The following is a 22460-nucleotide window of genomic DNA, read 5'->3' on the forward strand; positions in this document are numbered from 1 at the left end:
GTTGTGCTCCTTACGCCTGGCCGAGGCGAATCAACGCATCGACCGCGGTGGTGCCCTGGGCACCAACCATTAATGGGTTCACATCCAGTTCCTGCAGTTGCCCGGCGTTTTCGCAGGCATAGTCGGCTACGGCGCGGATTGCCGCGACCAGTGCATCCAGGTCGGCGTGTTCGCGACCGCGGAAACCCTGGAGCAGACTGGCGCTGCGCAAACCGAGCACGGCCGCGCGAATGGCACCGTCGGTGGTCGGCAACAGCAGGGTCTTGCTGTCCTTGAGCAGCTCGACGAGGATGCCGCCTGCACCGATTACCAGGGCCAGGCCGAAGTCGTTTTCGCGCTTGATGCCGACGATCAGCTCGGCCAAGGGTGCGCTTGCCATGGGTTCGAGCAACACCTGGTCAAACGGTACATGCGGCGCATAAGCGCTAATCCGTGCACGCATCTGTTGCAAGGCGCTGTCCAGCGTTTGGGCGTCACGCAGGTTCAGAGCAACGGCTCCGGCTTCGGTCTTGTGCGGCAACTGCGCGCTGACGGCCTTGAGCACCAAGGGATAGCCCATCGCTTCTGCGGCCTTGATTGCTTGATCGGCTGTACTCAGCACGCCAGCGGGAACCGGCAAACCGAAGGCCTTCAAAGCCTGCTTGGAGTCCCACTCATTGAGCAGTTCGCTGTCGCCTTCAAGCGCCTGCGGGCATAGCGGCACCAGCGCTGATTCGCCCAGATCGAGCAAGGCCTGACGGTTGCTCTGATAGGCGGCGATCCGCCCCCAGGCCGCCAGCCCATCCTCAACCCCTTGCAGCGCCGCAATGCCATGGCCATGCAGACGCTCACGGGCACTGGCCGGAAGCAGTTCGGGAAATGCCGAAGTGACAAAGCCGATCTTGCCGTGGCGCTTGAGTGCGGCGCTGTACAGCTCCAGCAGCAGGTCGCACTCCTTGCGTTCGCCGGTGAACTCGGCCGGATAGTCGAGCACCAGCATCGCCGCATCGGCGTCGCTGCGCAGGGCGCTGTCGAGCATGCGTTCAAGGGCTGCACCGTCGCCCCAGATGGCCGTGGTGAAGTCCAGCGGGTTGACCAGGTTGGCGTAGGCCGGCAGCACCTGGGCCAGCTCGTCGACCTGACTGGCCTCGAGTTTGGGCAGGCTCAGCTCATTGCGTTCGGCGTAATCGGCGATCAGTCCGGCGTCGCCACCCGAACAGGCCAGGGCAATCAGGCTGCGGCCCTTGGGCAGGTTGCCGCAGGCAGCGGCTTTGAGGGTTTCGGCAAAGCTCACCGGGCCGCTGACGCGGATCACCCCGAAACGTTGGAACAGACTGTCGTACAACGCATCGGAACCAGACAGCGAACTGGTGTGACTCAGGGCCAGCTCGGCACCGATCTGCGACACCCCGGTTTTCAGGGCGATGATCGGAATGCCCTTCTCCAGCGCCTTGTGCGCGGCGCGGGCAAAGCCCGGCACGTTTTTCAGCCCTTCCAGGTGCAGACCGATGGCGGTGACCCGTGGTTCGTCCAGCAGTACATCCATCAGCTCGGCGATCCCCAGCTGCGCCTGGTTGCCGACCGAGGCCATGTACGCCACCGGCAGGGAGCGGTCGCTCATCGACAGGTTGTAGGCGAAGTTGCCGCTCTGGGTCAGGATCGCCACGCCCTTCTCTACCGCCTTGCCACCATGCGCCACCGGCCACAACGCGCTGTTGTGCAGGTAGTCGAGCAGGCCATAGCAATTGGGGCCAAGCAACGCCATGTGACCTGCGGCCTTGAGCAGTTGTTGCTGTAGCGCCTGGCCTTCGGCGCCGGCTTCGGCAAAGCCCGAGGCATAACAGATCGCCCCGCCGGCATCGATGGCGGCCAGTTCGACGACGCAGGTCAGCGTCAGTTCGCGGTTGGTGGCGATGAACACCGCGTCCGGGCCACACGGCAGCTCGGCGACACTGCGCACACAAGGGATGCCATCAATGCTGTCGTGCTGCGGGTTAACCAGCCACATCTGGCCCTGATAACCGCCTTCGGCACAGCGCTTGAACGCCCGCGCCATGCTGCGCCCACCGACGAACGCCAGGTGACGCGGCGCCAGCAGGCGTTTGAGGTTGTTACGAATCGACTGCGACATAAGTGTTCTCCGACCCGATCAACGCAACAAAGGGCGCAATAGTTCGCGGGAAATAATGTGCCGCTGGATCTCCGAGGTGCCCTCCCAGATCCGCTCGATCCGCGCATTACGCCAGATCCGCTCGACCGGGCCTTCATCCATCAGGCCCATGCCGCCGAAAATCTGCACGGCTTCGTCGGCAACCTTGCCCAGCACTTCACTGGCAAACAGCTTGGCCATGCCGGCCTCGCCATCGGTCATGCTGCCCTGGTCCATCTTCCAGGCCGTGTGCAGGGTCAGCAGCTCGGCGGCGCGGATCTGCGTGGCCATGTCGGCGAGCTTGAACGACACACCCTGATAGGTGCCGATCGGCTGGCCGAACTGCTTGCGGTCGGCCGCCCATTGCAGCGAAACATCCAGCGCGCGCTGGGCCTGGCCAACGCAGTTGGCGGCAACCATCACCCGCCCGGCGGTGAGCCAGGCGTTGGCCACTTCCCAGCCCTTGCCCACCTCGCCCAGCACTTTGCTGGCCGGTACCCGGCAATCGTCGAAGAACAGCTCGTAGGTGTGATAACCGCGGTTGCTCACGCACCTGGGACCGCGGCGTATGGTCATGCCGGGGGTCCCACGGTCGACCAGGAACGCGGTGACCGCGTTGCGCTTGCGGCCGTTGTGCTCATAGGTGTCGGTCACGGCGAAGACAATGGCGAAATCGGCGTGCCCGGCGTGGCTGATGAAATGTTTGCTGCCATTGAGGACGAAGTCGTCGCCTTCGCGCACGGCACGGGTCTTGATCGCATTGGCGTCGGAGCCGGCGCCCGGCTCGGTCAAGGCAAAGCAGTCGACCTTCTCGCCCTGGATACACGGCAGCAGGTAGTCATTGATCTGCTCGCCCTTGCAGGCCATGAGAATCTTCGACGGCCGCGCAACAAACACATGCACCGCCCACGACACTTTGGACAGCTCCCGCTCGATCAGCGCCTGGGACAGATAATCGAGACCGCCGCCACCGACCTCCTCGGGCATGTTGAACGCGTAAAAACCGGCGGCGATGGCCTTGCCACGAATCTGCGCGGCCAGTTCCGGCGACACCTCGTCGGCGCGATCCACGGCCTCCTCATGGGGCAGCAACTCTTTGGTGACGAAACTGCGTACCGCTTCCACCAACATTTCTTGTTCTTGGGTCAGTTGGAAATTCATGGAATGTTCCTGAAGAAGGTCGTGTAACTATTTATTTACCAAGGAATTTTGCTGCGCGCTTCTCGACAGCTGCACGCAAGGCTTCGGCGCCGTCTTCGCTGCGTCCGCACAGCAACCCGGCGGCAAGCTCGGCCTGCAGCTGCTCGCCGAGCGTGCGCTGGGCGCCGTCACGGATCAGGCGTTTGGTCTGGGCAAAGGCGAAGGTCGGGCCATTGGCCAGGCGTCCGGCCAGTTCAGCGGTAACAGCCAGCAACTGATCATCGGCGCACACCTCACCCACCAGCCCGGCAGCCAGCGCCCGCTCGGCGCCCCAGAGTTCATCGAGGAACAGCAGACGCTTGGCCTGTTCGCTGCCGATCAGTCGTGGCAGATGCCAGCTGGCACCGGCGTCGGGGCTGTAAGCCATGCTGGTGTAGCCTGCCTTGAACCGCGCCGAGGCGGCGGCCACGCGCAGATCGCAGCACAGGGTCAGGTCCATCCCGGCGCCGACGGCAGTGCCGTTGATGGCGGCGATGGTCGGTTTGTCGAGGCTGTGCAGGCGTTGCATCAACGCGTGTGCGGTCTCGGTCCAGCCATAGCTTTCCAACGCGCCACGGGCTTCGGCCTCAGCCCATTCGGCCAAATCCGCCCCGGCACAGAAACTGCGCCCGCTGCCGGTCAACACCACCACGCGCACGGCGGGATCGGCGTTGCAGTCATCGAGCAAGGCATGGAGCTTCTTCAGGCTGGGGATGTCCAGGGCATTGCGCTGCTCGGGACGGTTGAGGGTGATCCAGGCAACGCCGGCTTCGACTTTGCTCAGCACTGACGGAGAAGTAGTCATGGGAGGCCTCGAATTATTGTGGTTGGCGTGAGGGGTAGGACTTGAGGCCATACTAAACGAGTGTTCAGCAAGGAGACAATCGGGGAAAAATGGTGATGTAACAGATGAAGTTACACCGATATATTGCTGTTTTTATTGATATTAAATAATCAGAAGCACAAAGCGATCCGAGCGCTGTTACAACTTCGCACAACTGCCAGCCAAGTTGCGGCAAGCAAGAGCGAAGCGAATTGTGCCCTTGATCTTGATCTGCTTTTGATCTTGATTTTGATCCACCCGCCCCGTTAACCAGTAGGGCTGAGTGGAGGTGTCGTGGAGGGGCTAGCGCGCAGCGCCTTCGGCGTAGCCGAAGTTGCGAAGCGTAGAGTTGCTTGCAACTCGTAGCTCGCAATGCCCCGTAGCGGCACCGGAGCGAAGGGACCCGAAGCGCAGCGTAGGGCCCCTGGTGGGGCGAGACCTTTGCGTTACTTTGGGGCGTTTGCCAAAGTAACCCGCCGTAAGGGCGGAAAGGTGATTCAGCGCCACCGCCGCGAATGGATATGCCCACAACTCCGAGGGCCTCATTGCGGGACAAGCCCACTCCCACCGGGCAAATCAGATTCCACTGACTAGCCAGCGTCTGGTCCTAGGACCTATCCTACGCAATCTGTCGGCCTCAGTAGCTTGCCCGGGGAAGGTCTTCACACTAGGCTCGCTCGGTCACTGAATATTCGGTGATCGGGTTTGGCGACCCGGACAAGTTAAGACATCACCATAACGCTTTATGGTGGCTGTGCGCGGGAGGGTTTCGGCCCTGCCGGGTTCCTAACTTACCGGTTCGCCAACCCGCGTACAGCTGCCACCCATTTTGTTTGGCGACGAAAGCGTGGCGGCTCCACAAGTTAGGAGTAGACCATGAAAAAGCCCGTCCCCGATCCTCCCAACCTGCACCTCATTGAAACGCTCGAGACCGACGTCCCGTCGTGCCCGGAACATCCACCCTTGTTCAGCGTACGCGCCGGCATCAGTGCTGAAGATGCGCTGGTGCATGCTTCGTTTTACCTCAAGTGCGCCCGTACCACCGTTATCGAATCCGTCCGCCATACCAACAAGGAAGGACGAGGCTTGGCCTGGTCCACCCAGCATTCGGTGGAGATGGCCATGGCGTTGCTTGATGCGTTGCTGGACGGGCTAGAAGCGCGACGGATGCCAGGTTGATCAGGCTGCTGTAGGAGCGGATTTATCCGCTCCTACAAAGATAGGCGTTAGACCGACGGTGCCAACACCACCTGCCGCTTGCGATTGATGATGAAGTACGCCGCATAACACACTGCAATAAAACCAAAACCCCAGTACAACGAAGGCCGTTGCGTCTCATCCAGCGCCAGGAACACAAACAACGAACTGCACAGGGTGATGCACAGTAGCGGCACCAGCGGGTACAACGGCGCGCGGTACTTCAGCTCGCTGAGCTTGCCGCCCTCGCGCAAGAACGCCTTGCGGAACCGGTACTGCGCCAGGGCAATCACGATCCAGGTCACGGTCCCGGACATCCCGCTTACCGCCATCAACACCATGAACAGTGTGTCGGCAGCGATAAAGCTGGTCATCAGCGACACCAGGGCAAAGCACAGGGTGATGCTCAGTGCCCGCAGCGGCACACCACGCTTGCTCAGCGGCGACAGACTCTTGGGCGCCATACCGGTCTTGGACATCGCCCAGAGAATCCGCGTCGAAGCGTACAGCCCCGAGTTACCCACCGACAGAATCGCCGTGAGGATGACGAAGTTCATCAGGTCCGCCGCATAGGGAATGCCGACCATGTCGAACACCTGCACAAACGGGCTTTCCATCAGACCGGCCTGCTGCCACGGGACAATGGCCGAAAGCACGACGATCGCCAGCACATAGAAGATCAGCACGCGGAACACCACGTTGCGCACCGCCCGCGGGATGCTCTTTTCCGGCTGGTCGGTTTCACCGGCCGCCACACCCATGATCTCGCAGCCCTGGAAGGCATAGACCACGGTCATCATCACCGCGAACACCGCCGACAAGCCGTTGGGGAACAGCGAGTCGCCAATCAGGTTGTTCATCATTGGCGCCGGTTCGCCGCTGGTCAGCGGGATGGCACCGAAGATCACCAGCACACCAACAATGATGAACCCGAGAATCGCCGCGACCTTGATCCCCGAGAACCAGTATTCGGCCTCGCCAAAGGCGCGGGTGGCCAGGGCGTTGAGGCCGAACAGCACCACCACGAACAGCGCCGACCAGTACCAGATCGGCACGTCGGGGAACCAGCGCACCATCAGCATGCCCGCCGCGGTGAACTCCAGGCCGACGGTGGTGGCCCAGCTCATCCAGTACACCCAGCCGATCATGAAGCCGGTAGCCGGGCCGATGTACTTGGTGGCGTGGGCCTGGAAGGAGCCGGAGACCGGCATCTGCACCGACAGCTCGCCCAGGCAGACCATCACCAGGTACATCAGGAAACCGGCCACCAGATACGCCAGGATCGCGCCCACCGGCCCGCCCTGGTTGATGGTCACCCCCGAGCCCATGAACAGGCCTGTGCCGATCACGCCGCCCAGCGACAGCATGAAAATGTGCCGGCTTTTCAGCGCGCGGGTGAGATGAATGCCTTTACGTTCGGTAGATTCGCTCATGTCGGCACCTCAACAGTGGCGCAGGGGCGAAAGGGACAGGCGATAACGCGGGGACGGCTGAGCTTTACGGCTGTTCATTATTATTATCTCCAATAAGCTTCGAAGACCGCGTGCAGTGCGGTTAACGTCGATTATTGGAAAGCGATGTAAGGTGCAGTTGTACGTAAAGATCGAAGATGTAAAAAGTCGTAAGATTTTTGTACATCAATGCTGTAGCCAGCGTTCCAGGGTTTGCTGCGCATGCTCGATTTTCATCTGCAGCGGCCCCTGCAAGCCCTCGACGGCCTGGATATCACGGGCCATCGCTGCTTGTTCCAGGTTGCGCAACACACGCGCCAGGCCACAGAAACCAAGGGAATCGCTACTGCCCGCCAGGCGATGAGCCAGGTGAACAATTTCGGTACAGTCGCGCGCCGCCATGGCCTCGGCCAAGGCGCTGCGGTGCTGGACAATCAGCGTCTGCAAGACCTCCAACAGCCCCTGCACTTTCTGTTCGCCCAACAATTGGCGATGGGTCTGCAGCAGTGCGTGATCAAAGTCCGCGTCATCCGCTGAGTGTTCCGCCAACGGCCGCTCAGCAGCCAACGCCTGACGCAGGTTTTCCAGCTTCAAGGGCTTGGCCAGCACACCCTCCATGCCCGCTTCGAGAAAGCTCTGCACCAATGCCGGCTGCACACTGGCGGTCAGCGCCAGGATCCGCGTGTGCCGGTTCGACCCAGGGCTGTTGCGAATCTGACGGCACAGCTCAACGCCGCTGATGCCCGGCAAATGCACATCGAGCAGGATCAAGTCGAATCGCCGCTGACTGCACAGCTCTCTGCCTTGCTCGGCGTCCTCGGCCAGCCACACCCGGTGACCATCGCGCTTGAGCAGGCCCTGCACCACGTCACGATTCAACGCCACATCCTCGACCACGAGGATCTCCAGCGCAGCGACCGCCTGCGTTGTGGGCTGCGCCGGAGTTGCCTGCTGCCCCGGCGCCAGGCTCAGCTCGAACCAGAAGCAACTGCCCTGCCCCTCGACGCTTTGCAGACCGATACGTCCGCCCAGCTGCTCGACCAGATGCTTGCTGATCGCCAGCCCCAGGCCGGTGCCGCCATAGCGCCGCGCCACGGCTTCGCTGGCCTGAGTGAAACGGTCGAAAATTTTCGCCTGCACCGCCTCGGCGATGCCGATGCCGTTGTCGGTCACACTCACCCGTAGCTGCTGCTCGCCGTCCTGCACGCCGAGCACCTCGACCTGCACACTAACCTGCCCGCCTTCGGTGAATTTGATCGCATTGGCCAGCAGGTTGCTCAACACCTGCCGCAAGAACTGCTCGGCGCCGCGCTGACGCTCCGCTAATAGTGGGTCTACGTGACTCGCCAGGGTGCTGCCATTGGCCAACGCCTTGGGTTCAAGCAGGGTGATGACTTCGTCGCACAGTTGGCGCAGAGAGAAATCCACGGCTTCGGGATGGGTTTCGCCTTCTTCCAGGCGAGCGAAGTACAGCACTTCGTTGAGAATGGTCAGCAGCCCTTCACCGGCTTTGTACAAGGCATCAAGCCGCTTGCCGTCCTGTGCCTTGAGCCCGGCGCCGCGCAGCAGTTCAGCCATGCCGAGAATGCCATTGAGCGGCGTGCGCAGTTCATGGCTCATGGTCGCCAGGAACCGCGATTTGGCCAGGTTCGCCGCCTCTGCCTCATCCTTGGCGCGCATCAGGCTGGCGGTGCGCCGCTCGACCATCTTTTGCAGCTCGTCGCGCTTGTCCTGCAAGGCCAGGCGGTCCACTTCGCGCCGTTCGATATCGCTGAGGATCGCCCGGCGCATGTCGTCCAGAGCGTGGGCAACGGTGTCGATCTCATCCAGACGGGCTGAGCGGCGCTTTTGCAGGCGCAGTGGCTCCTGCCAGTCACCGGCAGCAATGCGCCGGGCGAATTCGGCCATGACCTGCAGGTGGCGAGTCACCAGACGATAGAACAGCCCCGACAAGGCCACCGCCAGCCCACAAAGAAACACACTCATCCACAACAGGCTGGTCAACCCGGTGGCAAACAGACGCCGGTGCACGGCGCCCAGATCGATGCTCACCTCAAGCTCGCCGAGATGGCGCAACGGCCCGGACGGCGGCTGGAAATCCAGCGGGAAGCGCTCGATGCGCAATGGTCCCGGCGGATTGGCGTCGCCCTGCAACAGGTTGAAGTCGGCACTGCTCAGGCGCACCCGAGCGACATCGGAAAAGTCCACCAGGCCGCGCAGCTGCACGCTGATCTGCTCCTGGTTGAGGTCCCAGAGGCTGCGTTCCAGGCTGGCCAGGTAACCCACCCTGATCAGCGCCATGCGCGCATCGATGTCGCGCATTTCCCGGCGGTATTCAAAGTACAGCTGCACGGTACTGGCCAGCACCGTGAAGCACAGGCTGAACAACAGGATGAACAGCAGCAACCGGCGCAACAGGCCATCAGCGTGCAGACGGATCATCGCGCGTCTGCCGGCAGGTTGGTCATGTCGCGATAGGTCACTTCGCTCTGGTGCAGCCAACGTTCGATCTCGCCAGCGTCAGTCATGCGCTGCAGTTGCTCATCGATTTGCGCCATGTGCTGACTCAATCCGGAGTGACGTGAGACGGCGACACGCAGGTAATCCACGCTAAGCGCAGCAGGCAACGCCTGTATATCCTCGGCACCGGCCAGGTGTTCGATGAACAACTGGCCGGTGCGGCGCTCCTGAATGACGAAGTCGATGCGCCCGCGAATCAGCTTGCCGAAGTTCTGCTGGCTGGACGACACCCACTCGATGTTCTGGTGTTTCGCCACAAACTGGTCGAACTCTGCACCGTAGCTTTCACCAAACAGCAATCCCCCGCGATAGCTGGCCAGGTCTTGCAGGCGTTCGAACTTCACCGGCCGTTGGCGATTGACGAACACCGCCACTTCTTCGCGCAGCACCGGCACACTGGAAAAGCGCATGCCCTGGTCGCGCTGGTCACTGTTGTAGGCCAGCACCACGTCGACCCGGCCTTCGGCGGCGTCGAGCAGACAGCGCTTCCAGTTGCCCAGCACGACCATCTCGACCTCGTAGCCCAGACGCCCGAACAATTCGCGCACCACGGTGGGCGCCAGGCCACGCACTTGTTTGCCGTCGCTCCAGGACACCGGCGGGTACACCGGATAGTCGCAATAGCGGATGCGCTCAGCGGCCTGCAGCAGCGGGGTCAGTAACAGCATTAGCAGCCCCAGCCAGCGCGCCATGGCGATCAGGCCGCCACGCTGGCGGTAAACAGGTAACCGGCGCCGTGGATGGTAATGATCAACTGCGGCTCGGCCGGGTCGTCGTGCAGCTTGCGCCGCAGACGGCCGACCAGCACGTCGATGGAACGGTCATTGGGCACCCATTCACGGTTGCGGATCTGGTCCATCAACTGGTCGCGGCTCAAGGTGTGGCCGCTGTTGCGCAGGAACACACTGAGCAACTGGAACTCACCATGGGTCAGCAGGGTTTCGCCGCCCTGCGGGTCGATCAGGCGGCGGCGGTCGGTGTCCAGCGCCCAGTCGGCGAACTGCTTGAGTGCCTGGGTGCTGGCCGCAGTCGGCTTCGAGGCCTGGGCATGACGCACGCGGCGGATCAGGTTTTTCGCCCGCGACACCAGTTCGCGCGGATTGAGCGGTTTGATCACATAATCGTCGGCGCCACATTCCAGGCCGACGATACGGTCGATGTCGTCGTTGCGGCCGGTGATGAGGATGATGCCGACTTCCGAGCGCACCCGCAGTTCGCGGGTCAGGGTCAGGCCGTCTTTGCCCGGCAGGCGGATGTCGAGCATCACCAGGTCGACGCTGTGGCTGGCCAGGAAACTGTCGGCCTGTTCGGCGGTGTCGGCGCAGTGAACGTCGTAGCCTTCCTGGGACAGGTAGGCGTGCAGCAAGTCGCGAATAAGCGGATCGTCGTCGACGATCAGTACCCGAGGCGTCATTGCGTGTTGTCTCTTATAGTCGTTGTTATGTAACTCGCGACAGCAGCCTACCCATTACTGAACGACCGATCAACAGCCCTCGGTCAGGGTGAAGCGCCGACGTCCACCGGCTTGCAGGCCATCGACCCAGGCCTCACATATCTGCACGCCCTGCTCGGGGGTGAAGGTGCCGGGGTTGAGTCCCGATTCCAGCCACAAACCGTCGAGCAAGGCGCTGAGGCTGATGGCCGCAAGGTCGGCATCGAAGGCCTGCCAGCCCTCCTCCCGGGCCAGGTCACTGAGCAATCGACCCAGCTCATTGCGGTACTCGCCGTAGGAGTGATCGTGCACCTGGTTGATCGCTTCGGCGGTCTTCACCGCGCCCCAGAACGCCAGCCAGGCATCGAGCAGTTGCGGGTCGAGCAACTCGGCGCAGAACGAGGCGCGAAAGAACGCCGACAGGCGCTCGCGGGCATTCGGTGCGGCCTGGGCCATGGCTTCGCGGATCAGGCCCATGACCCGCCCGGTGACCGCCATGTAGGCTTCGGCCACCAACTCGTCCTTGCCCGAATAGTGGTGGCTGATCAGCCCCACCGAGACCCCCGCCTCGGCTGAAATCTTGCGAATCGAGGCACCCTGGAAGCCGTGGCGTTTCAGACACACCAGGGTTGCTTCGACCAGGTTGGCCTTGCGCAACTCCGGGACCATACGGCTGTAACGGGCTTCCTGGCTCATTGGCGGTTCTCATTGGTGGGGCGGCCTTTTCGCGGGGCAAGCCCGCTCCCACCAGGATTGCACTTCTCCCGGTGGGAGCGGGCTTGCCCCGCGACGCTGTTGAACAACTGTACAACAACTCCCGATCAGTCGCGATAGCCCGGTGCTACCCGCTCCAGCATCCTCAACAAAGCTTTCCAGGCCAGTTGCATAGCACCGCTATCGCTGAGCTCGCCTTCCTTCAACTGCCGCGCGTGATCGTTGAACTGGCGCTCGGTATGCGCGCAGACCGCATCAGACGGCAACACAATCTCACCGGCCGCTTGCGCTGCCAGCTGGATTTCACAGGCTTTTTCCAGGTAATACATGCGCAGGAACGCCTCGCTGACGGTTTCGCCCACGGTCAGCAAGCCGTGGTTACGCAGCATCAGCACCGGTTTGTCGCCGAGGTCGGCAACCAGGCGTTGCTGCTCGTCCATGTCCAGCGCCACGCCTTCGTAATCGTGGTAAGCGACCTTGCCGTAGAACTCCATGGAGATCTGGTTGACCGGCAGCAGCCCGCACTTGAGCGCAGCCACCGCACAACCGGCTTTGGTATGGGTGTGCAGTACGCACTGGGCATCTTCACGGGCGCCATGAATGGCGCTGTGGATTACGAATCCTGCCGGGTTGACCCGGTACGGCGAAGGCTCCACGGCATTGCCTTGCAGGTCGATCTTCACCAGGTTGGAGGCGGTGATTTCATCGAACATCAAGCCGTAGGGATTGATCAGAAAGTGGTGCTCGGGGCCAGGAATGCGCACCGATATATGGGTGAAGATAAGATCGGTCATGCGAAAGTGCGCGATCAGCCGGTAGCAGGCAGCCAGTTCCTGGCGCAGGCGCAATTCGGTTTCAGTCAGGTTCATTTTTATTGTTCTCGGGCAAATGGCCGGCCAGACAATAGGGCTGGACACCCGGCGGTGTCCAGCCACAAGGGATTACTTGCTGGCCCAGGCGTTAAAGCGCTCTTCGAGTTCATCACCGTGATCGACCCAGAACTCGACGTTCATCGCCAAGGCGCCTTCAAGGTTCTGTTTCGAGGTCGGTACCCAGCTGCCCAGCTTCGGATCCAGCTGCGCAGCCGCCTCGGTGTTGGTCGGCCCGTAGGGGATCGCATTGACGTAGCGCACCTGGGTGTCAGGCTGGTTGGCGTAGGCGATCAGACGCTTGGCCTGGTCGACATGCTTGGAACCTTTGATGATCGCCCAGTAGTCCATACCGTACAGGCTGCCCGGCCATACCACCGCCAGCGGACTGCCCTCCTGCGCGGCGACGGCGATGCGGCCGCTGTAGGTCGAGGTCATCACTACATCGCCGGCGCTGAGCCATTGCGCCGGTTGCGCACCGGCTTCCCACCACTGGATGTAGGGCTTGAGTTCAGTGAGCTTGGCGAAGGCGCGGTCGACGCCTTGTGGGGTGGCCAGCACCTTGTAGACATCTTCGGCTTTGACGCCATCAGCCATCAGGGCGAATTCCAGGTTGTACACCGCGCGTTTGCGCAGGCCGCGCTTGCCGGGGATCTTCTGCACGTCCCAGAAGTCCGACCATGACGCCGGTGCCTGGGCCAGTTTGTTCTTGTCGTAGGCAATCGCCACGCTCCACACCAGCACCGCCGAACCACATTCCTGTGCGGCATCGGGAATCAACTGTTCAGCGCGGCCGAGCCGGGTCCAGTCGAGGCGCTCGTACATGCCTTCTTCGCAACCGCGCATCAAGTCCGGGGCCTCGATCATCACCAGGTCCCAGTCAACGTTGCCGGTGTCGACCATGACCTTGATCCGGGCCATTTCACCGTTGTATTCACTCTGGATCAGTTTGCTGCCGTCCTGGGCGCTGAAAGGCTGGAAGATCGCCGCATCCTGGGCTTTCTGACCGGCGCCGCCGTAGGCGACGACGACCATGTCCGGTGCTGCCTGGGCGCTGCCAAGGCCAAGGGCAAGCAGCCAGGGCGAGAGTTTGAGCAGGTTCGCTTTCATTCGTGGTTCCTCATGCTGGTACCGCGCCAGGTGCGGTCCGTTTTCTTGTTGTTGTGAGGTAGGCCCCAGGACTCGGGGTGAATCGAAAGCTAGCCAATGGTCAGTAAAAAAACAAGTTGATTTTTTACTGGCGGTACACTTCTATAGAAAAATAAAAACAACAACCCGCTGGAGCCTGCACAGCATGTCGACCTTCACGCACCTGTTCGAACCGCTGCAAATCCGTGGCAAACGCCTGAAGAACCGCATCATGTCCAGCGGCCACGACACCTCGATCCCCACCGACAACCTGGTCAACGACCGGCTGATCGCCTACCACAAGGCCCGTGCCGAAGGCGGTGTTGGCCTGATCGTGCTGCAGGTGGCCGGGGTGCACGACAGTGCGCGCTACACCTCGCATGTGCTGATGGCCACCGACGATGCCTGCATCGAAGGCTACCGCCAGCTGGCCGAGACCTGCCATGCCCATGGCACGGTAGTGCTGTCGCAGATTTTCCACCCCGGCCGGGAAATCATGGAATCCAGCGACGGTCTGCTGGCGGTGGCCTATTCGGCGTCAGCGGTGCCCAATGAGCGTTTCCGGGTGATGCCGCGCGCCCTCGACCAGGCAATGATCGACGAGATCGTGCAAGGCTATGCCGATGCCGCGCGGCGCCTGCATCAGGCCGGGCTCGACGGTGTCGAGGTGGTCGCCAGCCACGGCTATCTGCCGGCGCAGTTCATCAACCCACGGGTCAATCGCCGCACCGATGGCTACAACGGTGAGCTTGAACAGCGCTTGCGCTTTCTGCGCGAGGTGATTGCCGCGGTACGCGCCGCCACCGCGCCGGACTTCATCATCGGCCTGCGCATCAGCGCCGATGAGCGCGATGCCGAAGGCCTGACCGAAGACGAATCGCTGGCGGCGGTACAGGCGCTGCAGTCGGCGCTTGACTATGTGCACATCGTCGCAGGCACCTCGGCCTCCCTCGGTGGCGCCGTGCATATCGTCCCGCCGATGGCCATCGAAGCGGCTTACCTGGCCCGCGAAGCCGGGACGTTCAAGGCCAGCCTGTCGATCCCGCTGTTCGTCACCGGACGCATCAATCAGCCGCAGGAAGCCGAACTGATCCTCGCCCGTGGCCAGGCCGATGTCTGTGGCATGACCCGCGCGCTGATCTGCGACCCCGAAATGCCCAACAAGACCGACAGCGGCCATGCCGAAGATGTACGCGCGTGCATCGCCTGCAATCAGGCCTGTATCGGCCACTTCCATCGCGGCTTGCCGATCTCCTGCATCCAGCACCCGGAGACCGGGCGTGAACAGCAGTTCGGCCAGATTCAGAAAGCGCCACAACCCAAGCGCATCATGGTCGCCGGTGGCGGCCCGGCTGGCATGAAAGCCGCCGCAGTGGCTGCCGCACGCGGGCATGAGGTGACCCTGTACGAAGCCAGTGCGCAACTGGGCGGCCAGGTACTGCTGGCGCAATTGCTGCCGCGCCGTGCCGAGTTCGGCGGCGCCAGCACCAACCTGCAGCGCGAGATGCAACTGGCCGGGGTCGAGGTGGTGCGCAACACCCGCGTCGATCGCGCCCTGGTGGAACGTGAACAGCCTGACCTGGTGATCGTCGCCACCGGTGCCGAGCCTTACTGGCCAACCTTTGAACGCGGCGGTGAACTGCAGGTGGTCGATGCCTGGCAGGTGCTGCGCGATGAGGTCACCCTCGGGCGTTCGGTGCTGGTGGTGGACTGGCGCTGCGACTGGATCGGCCCGGGCATCGCCGAACGCCTGGTCCGCGCCGGGCATCAGGTGCAATTGGCGGTCAATGGCACCCACTGCGGCGAGAACCTGCCGTTGTACGTACGCGACCAGATGGCCGGTGAACTGCACAAACTCGGCATTCCCATCACCCCCTATGCCCGCCTCTACGGCTGCGATGACAACACCGTGTACCTGCAACACACTGCCAGCGGCGAACCGATGATCTTCGAGGACATCGACACCCTGGTGTTGTGCCAGGGCCATCAACCGGTCGATACCCTGGTCAACGAACTCAGCGGCCTGGTGCCAGTGCAACGGATCGGCGACTGCCTGGCGCCACGCACCGCCGAAGAAGCCATTTACGAAGGATTGAAGGTCGCCTGGACGCTCTGAGCCTGTTTATACTCCGGGGCTTTGCAGCGTGCGGTTCGGAGCACCCCATGAGCAACAGCAGCAAGATGCCGCCCGCCGGCGCCGTTCCCAGCCAGGAAGGCGCCGCCGCCCCGCAGTTTCTCGGCACCCGCATTCGCGGCCTGCGCAAACGCCGGGGCATGACCCTGGCCGAGCTGGCCCAGCAAAGCGAGCTGACCGCTGGCTACATCAGCCAGCTGGAACGCAACCTGTCCTACCCGTCGATTCCGGCGCTGTTCAACATCGCCCGCAGCCTGGGCGTGACCATCCAGTGGTTTTTCGCCAGCGAAACCAGCACCGACCCTGAAGACAACGGCTACGTGGTGCGCAAAAACAGCCGCCTGAGTGTTCACTACGAAGACGGCATCGTTGACCAGTTGCTGAGCCCGCAACCTAACCGCGAACTGGAAATGCTCCACTCGCGCTTCCCGCCGGGCAGCTACAGCCAGCAGAGTTACAGCCATGAAGGCGAAGAAGCCGGTTATCTGCTGTCCGGCAGTTTCGAGCTATGGGTGGGCGACCGCTACTTCCAGCTCAACGAAGGCGACAGCTTCAGTTTTTCCAGCCAGGAACCGCACCGCTACGGCAACCCTGGCGAGGTCGATGCCGTGGTCATCTGGGTAATCACGCCGCCGACCTTCTAAACCCAAGACAACAACAATAAAGGCTTGCCATGACCGACCTGATTATTCGCGACCTGAACAACGGCTTGTTGACCCTGACCTTCAATCGCCCCGACAAGCTCAACGCCTTAAACAGTTCCATGTACAGCCAGTTGGGCGAGTTGCTGCAGGCGGCCGGAGAAGATCCACAGGTCGAGGTCATCATCGTCACCGGCGGCGCCCAGTGCTTCAGCGCCGGTAACGACCTGAAGGATTTTCTCGACAACCCGCCCGTCGACATGGACAGCCCGGTGTTTCGCCTGATGCGCATTGTCATGGCCCTGGACAAGCCGCTGATTGCCGCGGTGTCCGGCGCCGCCATCGGAATTGGCACCACCCTGCTGTTGCACTGCGATCAGGTGCTGGTCAGCCGCACGGCCAAACTGCGCATGCCATTTGTACCACTGGGCCTGTGCCCGGAATTTGGCTCCAGCCTGTTGTTGCCACGCTTGCTGGGGCACGCCCGGGCGGCGCGGCTGCTGTTGTGCAATGAGCTGTTGAGCGGTGAACAGGCCGTGCAATGGGGCCTGGCCAATGAGCTGCATGAGGATGGCGAGCAATGCCTGAGCGCCGCCCGGCAATTGGCGCAACGCCTGCAAAGCCTGCCGCAGGAAGCGCTGCGGATCAGCAAGCGCTTGCTCAAGGATACCCATCGAGCAGAACTGGACGCCTGTGTGCGTCGCGAGGGCTTGTTGTTTATCGATCGCCTGCACACGCCTGAGGCCAAGGCAGCGCTACGGGCGCTGGTGAAGGACTGACGGTAGGAGCGGGCTTGCCCCGCGATGCTATGTGGCTGACACACCGCAATCGCGGGGCAAGCCCGCTCCCACCGTGCAAAACAGTTGCTCCCACCCGGGAAAATCCACGGCAAGCTCTGGCGCGCAGGCTGGGAGCTGCTAGCTTTGTTGAGGTCAACTCACACGTGTCATCGCAACCCTTGCCAAGGAACGAAAGCCGATGAAATCCGCATTGCGTTGTACCTTACTCTGCTCCGCACTTATCGTACTGGCCGGTTGCGCCAGCTCCAGGGTCGACCCCAGCGAATATTCCGGTTTCCTCAAGGACTACAGCCGCCTGAAGGAGGCCGAAAGCATCTCCGGCGCACCGGTAATGCGCTGGATCTCGCCCAACTTCAAGGCCGCCAACTACAAACAGGTGTACATCGAACCAAGCCAGTTCTACCCCAAACCGCAGCCCACCGCCGTGATCACCCCGCAAACCCTGCAGCAAATCACCCACTACTACGACACGGCGCTCAAGCGTGAACTGGGTGCGGTGGTACCGCTGGCCACAGGCCCAGGCCCGAATGTACTGGTGGTGCGCCCGGCGATTACCGCAGTGGCCACCAGCACCGAAGGGCTCAAGCCTTATGAGGTGATCCCGATCGCCCTGGTGTCGGCAGCCGTCATGACTGCTGCCGGTGGTCGTGACCAGGATGTCGACATCGCCACCGAAGCGGCCATTCTCGACGGCGGCAACAACACAGTGGTGGCCCAGGTGGTACGCAAAGGCGCCGGTAAGGAGCTTGAAAACGATGCCACCAAGCTGACGGTAAAAGACGTGCAACCGGTACTCGACGGCTGGGCCTCGGACTTGCGCCGCAGCCTCGTCAAGTTCAGAAGCGAGTCGCGTTAGTCACTCAACTGACTGTCGATGGCAATGCTGCCGCTGAGCAGCTTGTGCACCGGACAGGCGTTGGCCACGCCCAGCAGGCGCTCACGCTGGGCCGCATCGAGATCACCGTGCAGTTCTATGACACGCTTGATCTCGGTGCTCACCGGTGTGGTTTTGTCTTCCTTGACGATATCCAGCTGCACATGCACATGCTGCAGCGGCCATTCCTTGCGCCGGGCATACATCGACAAGGTGATTGCGGTGCAGGCGCCCAGTGCCGAGAGCAGCAACTGGTGGGGATTGGGGCCGGCATCACGACCACCAAGGGCCTGGTTTTCATCAGCTAGCCACTGGTTTACACCGGCGGACAAGTTGACGGTGTAAGGGATCTCACCCAGTTCGGCGTGGACGGTCGAATCGGTCATCTGCAGTGGCTTCCTTTGCGATGGTCAAGCCAAAAGGGCCTGACGCGAGTGTGTTTACACTAGCGTCTGGCCCTGCGCAGGGGAAGGTGCAATCGCGGCCTGCAGTGTCCTGCGCCTGGAACAACGGCGCAGCAACCTACAGGTCAGGCGAACAACGAGTAAAGAATCGCCGACAGGGTAATCAGGCCGATCAGTACCACGAAGACATTCGACAGCTTGCCCGAATATTTACGCAGCGACGGCACCTTGTGGATGGCGTACATCGGCATCAGGAACAGCAGGCAGGCGATAATTGGCCCGCCAAGGTTCTCGATCATCCCCAGAATGCTCGGGTTGAGCGTGGCCACGGCCCAGCAGGTCAGCACCATGAACAGTGCCGTCAGTTGCTCCAGGCGCTTGGCGGGCAGTTGCTTGCCGCGACTGCGCAGGCTTTTCACGATCATGCCCTGGAAGCCTTCGCTGGCACCGATGTAGTGACCGAGGAACGATTTGGTGATCGCTACCAGAGCAATCAGCGGCGCGACAAAGGCAATGACCGGGGTCTGGAAGTGGTTGGCCAGGTACGAGAGGATCGAGATGTTCTGTTGCTTGGCCGCGGCAAGATCGGCTGGGCTCAGGGCCAGCACGCAGCTGAAGCAGAAGAACATCACCGTCAGCACCATCATCACGTGCGCACTGGCCAGAATGCGGCTGCTCTTCTGGTCGGCCTGTTCGCCGTAGCGGTGCTTCTGGTCAACCGCGAAGGCCGAGATGATCGGCGAATGGTTGAACGAGAAAACCATCACCGGGATCGCCAGCCACAGGGTCTTGAAGAACAGGTCCAGCGGCATGCCTGCGGAGGCCTGGGCGAAGAACGCGCCGTTCCAGTTGGGGATCAGGCTCAGGGCCAGCAACAGCAACGCGGCAACAAAGGGATAGACCAGCAGGCTCATGACCTTGACGATGATGCCCTGGCCGCTGCGCACCACGATCATCAGGCCACAGATCAACAGCAACGCCAGCAAGGCTCGCGGTGGCGGGGTCATGTGCAACTGGTGCTCCATGAAGCTGCCCAGGGTGTTGGTCAGCGCCACGCTGTACACCAGCAGGATGGGGAAAATGGCCAGGAAGTACAGCAAGGTGATCAGCTTGCCGGCGCCGACACCGAAGTGCTCTTCTACCACTTCAGTGATGTCTTCGCTGGCGCCGCGCTTGCCGGACAGCACGAAGCGGGTCAGGCCACGGTGCGCGTAATAGGTCATCGGAAACGCCAGCAGCGCCAGCACCAGCAGCGGCCAGAAGCCCCCTACCCCGGCGTTGATCGGCAGGAACAGGGTACCGGCGCCAATGGCGGTGCCGTACAGGCCCAGGACCCAGGTAGTGTCGTGGCGATTCCAGGTTTTGCTTTGCGCGGGCGCGGCCGTGCGCGCACCCAGGTGGGTGGTGGTGTTTACATCAGTCATCGATATTGCCTTGTAGTTGTTTTTGTTGCTTACAAATAACTTGATCGCGGGGCTAGCCCGCTCTCACAGAACTCTCACTATCCCGGTGGGAGCGGGCTTGCCCCGCGACAGGGCTTAACTCAACACTCGACAAAAGCGACCGCCAGGCCGCCGCGCGAAGTCTCCTTGTAGTTGGCATGCATGTCGGCACCGGTATCGCGCATGGTGCGGATCACCCGGTCCAGAGAAATGAAGTGCTCGCCATCACCGCGCAAGGCCATCTGCACCGCGTTGATGGCCTTTACCGCCGCGATTGCGTTGCGTTCGATACACGGCACCTGAACCAGACCGCCCACCGGGTCGCAGGTCAGGCCGAGGTTATGTTCAAGGGCGATTTCAGCAGCGTTTTCCAGCTGCATCGGCGTCGCCCCAAGCACTTCGGCAAGCCCCGCCGCAGCCATGGAGCACGCCGACCCCACCTCCCCCTGACAGCCCACTTCGGCACCGGAGATCGAGGCGTTTTTCTTGCACAGGATGCCCACCGCGGCAGCACTGAGGAGGAAGTCGACAACATCGTTGTCGCAGGCATCAGGGTTGAATTTCATGTAGTAGTGCAGCACCGCCGGAATGATCCCGGCAGCCCCGTTGGTGGGCGCGGTGACCATGCGCCCGCCTGCGGCGTTTTCTTCGTTGACCGCCAGGGCGAACAAGTTGACCCACTCCATGGCGCTCAAGGTCGAGCCGATCACGTTAGGCTTGCCCAGTTCCTGCAGGCTGCGGTGCAGCTTGGCAGCGCGGCGTTTGACCTTCAGCCCACCGGGCAGGATGCCTTCGTTGCGCAGGCCGTTATCGACACACTCGCGCATCGCCGCCCAGAGTTTGAGCAAGCCACTGCGCACCTCGGCCTCGGAGCGCCAGGCCAGTTCGTTGGCCATCATCAGCTCGCTGACGCGCAACTGGTGCTGTTTGCACAGCGCCAGCAGTTCAGCGGCACTGTCAAAGTCGTAAGGCAATTGCACTTGCTCGGTGCTGTCGCCGGTTGCGCCAATCTGCGCGGCCTCGACGATAAAACCACCACCCACCGAATAGTAGGTGTGCTGCAGCAATGAACCGGTCGCACTGCTGGCTTCCAGGGTCATGGCATTGGGGTGATACGGCAGGCTTTCGTCGAGCAGCAGCAGGTCGCGGGTGCAATCGAAGGCCACCGCGTGACGGCCATCGAGCAGCAGCACCTGACTGTCCTGCAACTGGCTGATGAGCGGCTCGATACGCTGCGGATCGATCTGGTCGGGCCATTCGCCCATCAGCCCGAGCAAGGTGGCACGGTCAGTGGCGTGACCGACGCCGGTGGCCGACAGCGAGCCATACAGACGAACCTCGACCCGACTGACGTGCGCCAGCAGATCCTGCTCACGCAGGGTCTGGGCAAAGGTCGCAGCCGCCCGCATAGGGCCCACGGTGTGGGAGCTGGAGGGCCCGATGCCAATCTTGAAAAGGTCGAAAACACTGATAGCCATGCTAATGCCTGCACGCTCAAGCGACGAATGTCGCCCTGCGGCGTTATGAAAAAATTGAAGGGTTTCGCGAAGTTGCGCGATACTGCCCGGTCACCGTGGCATTGACCAACGAAACTTTCTAAGCAAGTCTTTAGCAGAACTAAACGATGAGACGACAGATGAATGGCCAGATGTATGTCTGGCTGCACGTGTTTTCCTGTGCGGCGCGGCACCTGTCGTTCACCCGCTGCGCCGAAGAACTGCACATCACTCCCGGTGCGGTGAGCCAGCAGATTCGTCAGCTGGAAGAGCGCCTGGGCTTTCGTTTGTTCCTGCGCCGCGCCCGTGGCGTAGAGCTGAGCGCCGAAGGCCAGCGCCTGGCACAAACAGTCAGCGAAGCCTACGGCAACATCGACGCCGAATTGCTGCGCCTGGACGCCGGCGAAATCCGCGGCACCCTGCGCCTGCGTTCGATTCCCTCGTTCTTGGCCAAGTGGCTGACCCCACGCCTGCCCCGCCTGCAGCAACGTTACCCGGACATCCAGCTGCGTCTGGTGGCCGAAGACAGCAGTCAGGCCTTGCATGAAGGCGACTTCGACCTGGCCATCGACCTCAACGACGGTAGCTATCCAGGCATGCACTCAACGCCACTGCTCGACGAGCAGATCTTCCCGGTGTGTTCGCCGACCTTGCTGCGTGGCCGCCCGCCTCTGCATGGCCCCGGCGACCTTGCGCACTATCCGTTGCTGCACGACATCACCGCCTGGCGTGGCAGCTCGGAGTACGCAGAATGGGAGTTTTATCTGGAAGGGATTGGTGCTGGCGGCCTGGACGTGCGCCGCGGGCACACCTTCAACCGCAATCACCTGACCATTGAAGCAGCCATCGCTGGAATTGGTGTGGCTATCGCGCGGCGGACCCTGCTCAATGACGAGCTTGAACGCGGCACCCTGATCGTGCCGTTCGGCCTGCCGATCGCCAATCACAAGCGCTACGTACTGCTCTACCCGCCTGGCGGCCTGGCGCATCCGAGCGCCCGGGCAGTGCATGACTGGTTGGTGGAGGAAGCTGGGATCTTTCGCAACCTGCATGAGCTCAATTAAACGGTGGCTAGCGCTCTGCGCTGATGCGGTGCCCACTCATCCGGGGGCACACACACCGTTGAGTATCAAGCGGTCGTCGGCTCTTAGGTGTTCGGTCCCGAAATGATCTGGCACCAGCCCTCGCATTAGCGCGGCGAGATCCAGGCCTCTGGTCGGATGTGATC

At 62.1% G+C, this 22460-nt stretch carries 19 protein-coding genes; 6 read left to right on the forward strand and 13 right to left on the reverse strand.

Translation table 11 applies throughout. The features are described from left to right. Positions 1–10: 10 nt before the first annotated feature. Genes NPS47_RS03995 through NPS47_RS04005 form a run of 3 tightly spaced genes read right to left on the reverse strand, consistent with a single transcriptional unit; the run spans position 11 to position 4112 of the window. Complete coding sequence (locus NPS47_RS03995; RefSeq protein WP_274293805.1) at positions 11–2110, reverse strand: acetate--CoA ligase family protein; 2100 nt, start codon at positions 2108–2110, stop codon at positions 11–13. Between the two features lie 18 nt (positions 2111–2128). Then, on the reverse strand, positions 2129–3289 hold the full coding sequence (locus NPS47_RS04000; RefSeq protein ID WP_274293806.1) for an acyl-CoA dehydrogenase family protein: 1161 nt from the start codon (positions 3287–3289) through the stop codon (positions 2129–2131). A 31-nt stretch (positions 3290–3320) separates the two neighbouring features. After that, on the reverse strand, positions 3321–4112 hold the full coding sequence (locus tag NPS47_RS04005) for an enoyl-CoA hydratase/isomerase family protein (protein ID WP_274293807.1): 792 nt from the start codon (positions 4110–4112) through the stop codon (positions 3321–3323). 894 nt (positions 4113–5006) lie between these two features. Between NPS47_RS04005 and NPS47_RS04010 the strand changes: the two genes are divergently transcribed. Further along, the gene (locus tag NPS47_RS04010) at positions 5007–5309 is read left to right on the forward strand and encodes a DUF6124 family protein (protein ID WP_274293808.1); all 303 of its coding nucleotides are present in this window, start codon (positions 5007–5009) and stop codon (positions 5307–5309) included. Between the two features lie 47 nt (positions 5310–5356). Here the strand turns inward: NPS47_RS04010 and NPS47_RS04015 are convergent, their stop codons facing one another. The 7 genes from NPS47_RS04015 to NPS47_RS04045 form a co-directional block, all read right to left on the reverse strand. Next, on the reverse strand, positions 5357–6760 hold the full coding sequence (locus NPS47_RS04015; RefSeq protein ID WP_274293809.1) for an amino acid permease: 1404 nt from the start codon (positions 6758–6760) through the stop codon (positions 5357–5359). A gap of 204 nt (positions 6761–6964) precedes the next feature. Beyond that, a complete protein-coding gene (locus tag NPS47_RS04020) occupies positions 6965–9220 on the reverse strand; it encodes an ATP-binding protein (protein WP_274293810.1) in 2256 nt (751 codons plus the stop codon). Beyond that, positions 9217–9999, reverse strand: coding sequence for a substrate-binding periplasmic protein (locus NPS47_RS04025; RefSeq protein ID WP_425313476.1), 783 nt, complete (start codon positions 9997–9999; stop codon positions 9217–9219). Before NPS47_RS04025 ends, NPS47_RS04020 begins: the two co-directional genes overlap by 4 nt. Next, on the reverse strand, positions 9996–10712 hold the full coding sequence (locus NPS47_RS04030) for a response regulator (protein ID WP_274293812.1): 717 nt from the start codon (positions 10710–10712) through the stop codon (positions 9996–9998). The genes NPS47_RS04025 and NPS47_RS04030 overlap by 4 nt, the downstream gene beginning before the upstream one ends. Positions 10713–10781: 69 nt before the next feature. Continuing rightward, complete coding sequence (locus NPS47_RS04035; RefSeq protein WP_274293813.1) at positions 10782–11426, reverse strand: TetR family transcriptional regulator C-terminal domain-containing protein; 645 nt, start codon at positions 11424–11426, stop codon at positions 10782–10784. A gap of 125 nt (positions 11427–11551) precedes the next feature. Then, positions 11552–12313 (reverse strand): class II aldolase/adducin family protein, encoded by a 762-nt coding sequence (locus NPS47_RS04040; protein WP_274293814.1) that lies wholly within the window; start codon positions 12311–12313, stop codon positions 11552–11554. A 72-nt stretch (positions 12314–12385) separates the two neighbouring features. Beyond that, a complete protein-coding gene (locus tag NPS47_RS04045) occupies positions 12386–13423 on the reverse strand; it encodes an ABC transporter substrate-binding protein (RefSeq protein ID WP_274293815.1) in 1038 nt (345 codons plus the stop codon). Positions 13424–13607: 184 nt separating this feature from the next. Between NPS47_RS04045 and NPS47_RS04050 the strand changes: the two genes are divergently transcribed. From NPS47_RS04050 to NPS47_RS04065, 4 genes are all read left to right on the forward strand, one after another. Continuing rightward, positions 13608–15557, forward strand: coding sequence for an FAD-dependent oxidoreductase (locus NPS47_RS04050; RefSeq protein ID WP_274293816.1), 1950 nt, complete (start codon positions 13608–13610; stop codon positions 15555–15557). Positions 15558–15622: 65 nt separating this feature from the next. Next, positions 15623–16219 carry a helix-turn-helix domain-containing protein gene (locus NPS47_RS04055; RefSeq protein WP_274293919.1) on the forward strand — a complete coding sequence of 199 codons (597 nt, stop codon included), beginning with the start codon at positions 15623–15625 and terminating at the stop codon, positions 16217–16219. A gap of 29 nt (positions 16220–16248) precedes the next feature. Then, on the forward strand, positions 16249–16995 hold the full coding sequence (locus NPS47_RS04060; RefSeq protein WP_274293817.1) for an enoyl-CoA hydratase: 747 nt from the start codon (positions 16249–16251) through the stop codon (positions 16993–16995). Between the two features lie 199 nt (positions 16996–17194). Beyond that, entirely contained in the window at positions 17195–17872 is a 678-nt protein-coding gene (locus NPS47_RS04065) for a DUF3313 domain-containing protein (protein WP_274293818.1), read from the forward strand. On the opposite strand, the gene NPS47_RS04070 is transcribed toward NPS47_RS04065, so the two are convergent. The 3 genes from NPS47_RS04070 to NPS47_RS04080 all read right to left on the reverse strand — a co-directional run bounded on the left by NPS47_RS04070 (position 17869) and on the right by NPS47_RS04080 (position 21214). After that, a complete protein-coding gene (locus NPS47_RS04070) occupies positions 17869–18276 on the reverse strand; it encodes an OsmC family protein (protein ID WP_274293819.1) in 408 nt (135 codons plus the stop codon). The genes NPS47_RS04065 and NPS47_RS04070 overlap by 4 nt on opposite strands. A 143-nt stretch (positions 18277–18419) precedes the next feature. Beyond that, positions 18420–19718 carry a serine/threonine transporter gene (locus NPS47_RS04075; protein WP_274293820.1) on the reverse strand — a complete coding sequence of 433 codons (1299 nt, stop codon included), beginning with the start codon at positions 19716–19718 and terminating at the stop codon, positions 18420–18422. Between the two features lie 119 nt (positions 19719–19837). Further along, positions 19838–21214 (reverse strand): L-serine ammonia-lyase, encoded by a 1377-nt coding sequence (locus tag NPS47_RS04080; protein ID WP_274293821.1) that lies wholly within the window; start codon positions 21212–21214, stop codon positions 19838–19840. Positions 21215–21360: 146 nt separating this feature from the next. Here NPS47_RS04080 and NPS47_RS04085 point away from each other — a divergent pair, with 146 nt between their 5' ends. After that, positions 21361–22296, forward strand: coding sequence for a LysR substrate-binding domain-containing protein (locus NPS47_RS04085; protein WP_274293822.1), 936 nt, complete (start codon positions 21361–21363; stop codon positions 22294–22296). Positions 22297–22460: the final 164 nt, after the last annotated feature.

Origin of the sequence: Pseudomonas putida (assembly GCF_028682475.1) — a bacterium.
Lineage (GTDB): Bacteria > Pseudomonadota > Gammaproteobacteria > Pseudomonadales > Pseudomonadaceae > Aquipseudomonas > Aquipseudomonas putida_AG.

What these genes read in the sequence shown, in the direction of transcription:
- NPS47_RS04080 (WP_274293821.1), bottom strand. Translation starts at nt 21,214, where the DNA reads ATGGCTATCAGTGTTTTCGACCTTTTCAAGATTGGCATCGGGCCCTCC.
- NPS47_RS04010 (WP_274293808.1), top strand. Translation starts at nt 5,007, where the DNA reads ATGAAAAAGCCCGTCCCCGATCCTCCCAACCTGCACCTCATTGAAACG.
- NPS47_RS04035 (WP_274293813.1), bottom strand. Translation starts at nt 11,426, where the DNA reads ATGAGCCAGGAAGCCCGTTACAGCCGTATGGTCCCGGAGTTGCGCAAG.
- NPS47_RS04055 (WP_274293919.1), top strand. Translation starts at nt 15,623, where the DNA reads ATGCCGCCCGCCGGCGCCGTTCCCAGCCAGGAAGGCGCCGCCGCCCCG.
- NPS47_RS04045 (WP_274293815.1), bottom strand. Translation starts at nt 13,423, where the DNA reads ATGAAAGCGAACCTGCTCAAACTCTCGCCCTGGCTGCTTGCCCTTGGC.
- NPS47_RS04005 (WP_274293807.1), bottom strand. Translation starts at nt 4,112, where the DNA reads ATGACTACTTCTCCGTCAGTGCTGAGCAAAGTCGAAGCCGGCGTTGCC.
- NPS47_RS04000 (WP_274293806.1), bottom strand. Translation starts at nt 3,289, where the DNA reads ATGAATTTCCAACTGACCCAAGAACAAGAAATGTTGGTGGAAGCGGTA.
- NPS47_RS04015 (WP_274293809.1), bottom strand. Translation starts at nt 6,760, where the DNA reads ATGAGCGAATCTACCGAACGTAAAGGCATTCATCTCACCCGCGCGCTG.
- NPS47_RS04060 (WP_274293817.1), top strand. Translation starts at nt 16,249, where the DNA reads ATGACCGACCTGATTATTCGCGACCTGAACAACGGCTTGTTGACCCTG.
- NPS47_RS04050 (WP_274293816.1), top strand. Translation starts at nt 13,608, where the DNA reads ATGTCGACCTTCACGCACCTGTTCGAACCGCTGCAAATCCGTGGCAAA.
- NPS47_RS04030 (WP_274293812.1), bottom strand. Translation starts at nt 10,712, where the DNA reads ATGACGCCTCGGGTACTGATCGTCGACGACGATCCGCTTATTCGCGAC.
- NPS47_RS04085 (WP_274293822.1), top strand. Translation starts at nt 21,361, where the DNA reads ATGAGACGACAGATGAATGGCCAGATGTATGTCTGGCTGCACGTGTTT.
- NPS47_RS04070 (WP_274293819.1), bottom strand. Translation starts at nt 18,276, where the DNA reads ATGACCGATTCGACCGTCCACGCCGAACTGGGTGAGATCCCTTACACC.
- NPS47_RS04065 (WP_274293818.1), top strand. Translation starts at nt 17,195, where the DNA reads ATGAAATCCGCATTGCGTTGTACCTTACTCTGCTCCGCACTTATCGTA.
- NPS47_RS03995 (WP_274293805.1), bottom strand. Translation starts at nt 2,110, where the DNA reads ATGTCGCAGTCGATTCGTAACAACCTCAAACGCCTGCTGGCGCCGCGT.
- NPS47_RS04020 (WP_274293810.1), bottom strand. Translation starts at nt 9,220, where the DNA reads ATGATCCGTCTGCACGCTGATGGCCTGTTGCGCCGGTTGCTGCTGTTC.
- NPS47_RS04075 (WP_274293820.1), bottom strand. Translation starts at nt 19,718, where the DNA reads ATGACTGATGTAAACACCACCACCCACCTGGGTGCGCGCACGGCCGCG.
- NPS47_RS04040 (WP_274293814.1), bottom strand. Translation starts at nt 12,313, where the DNA reads ATGAACCTGACTGAAACCGAATTGCGCCTGCGCCAGGAACTGGCTGCC.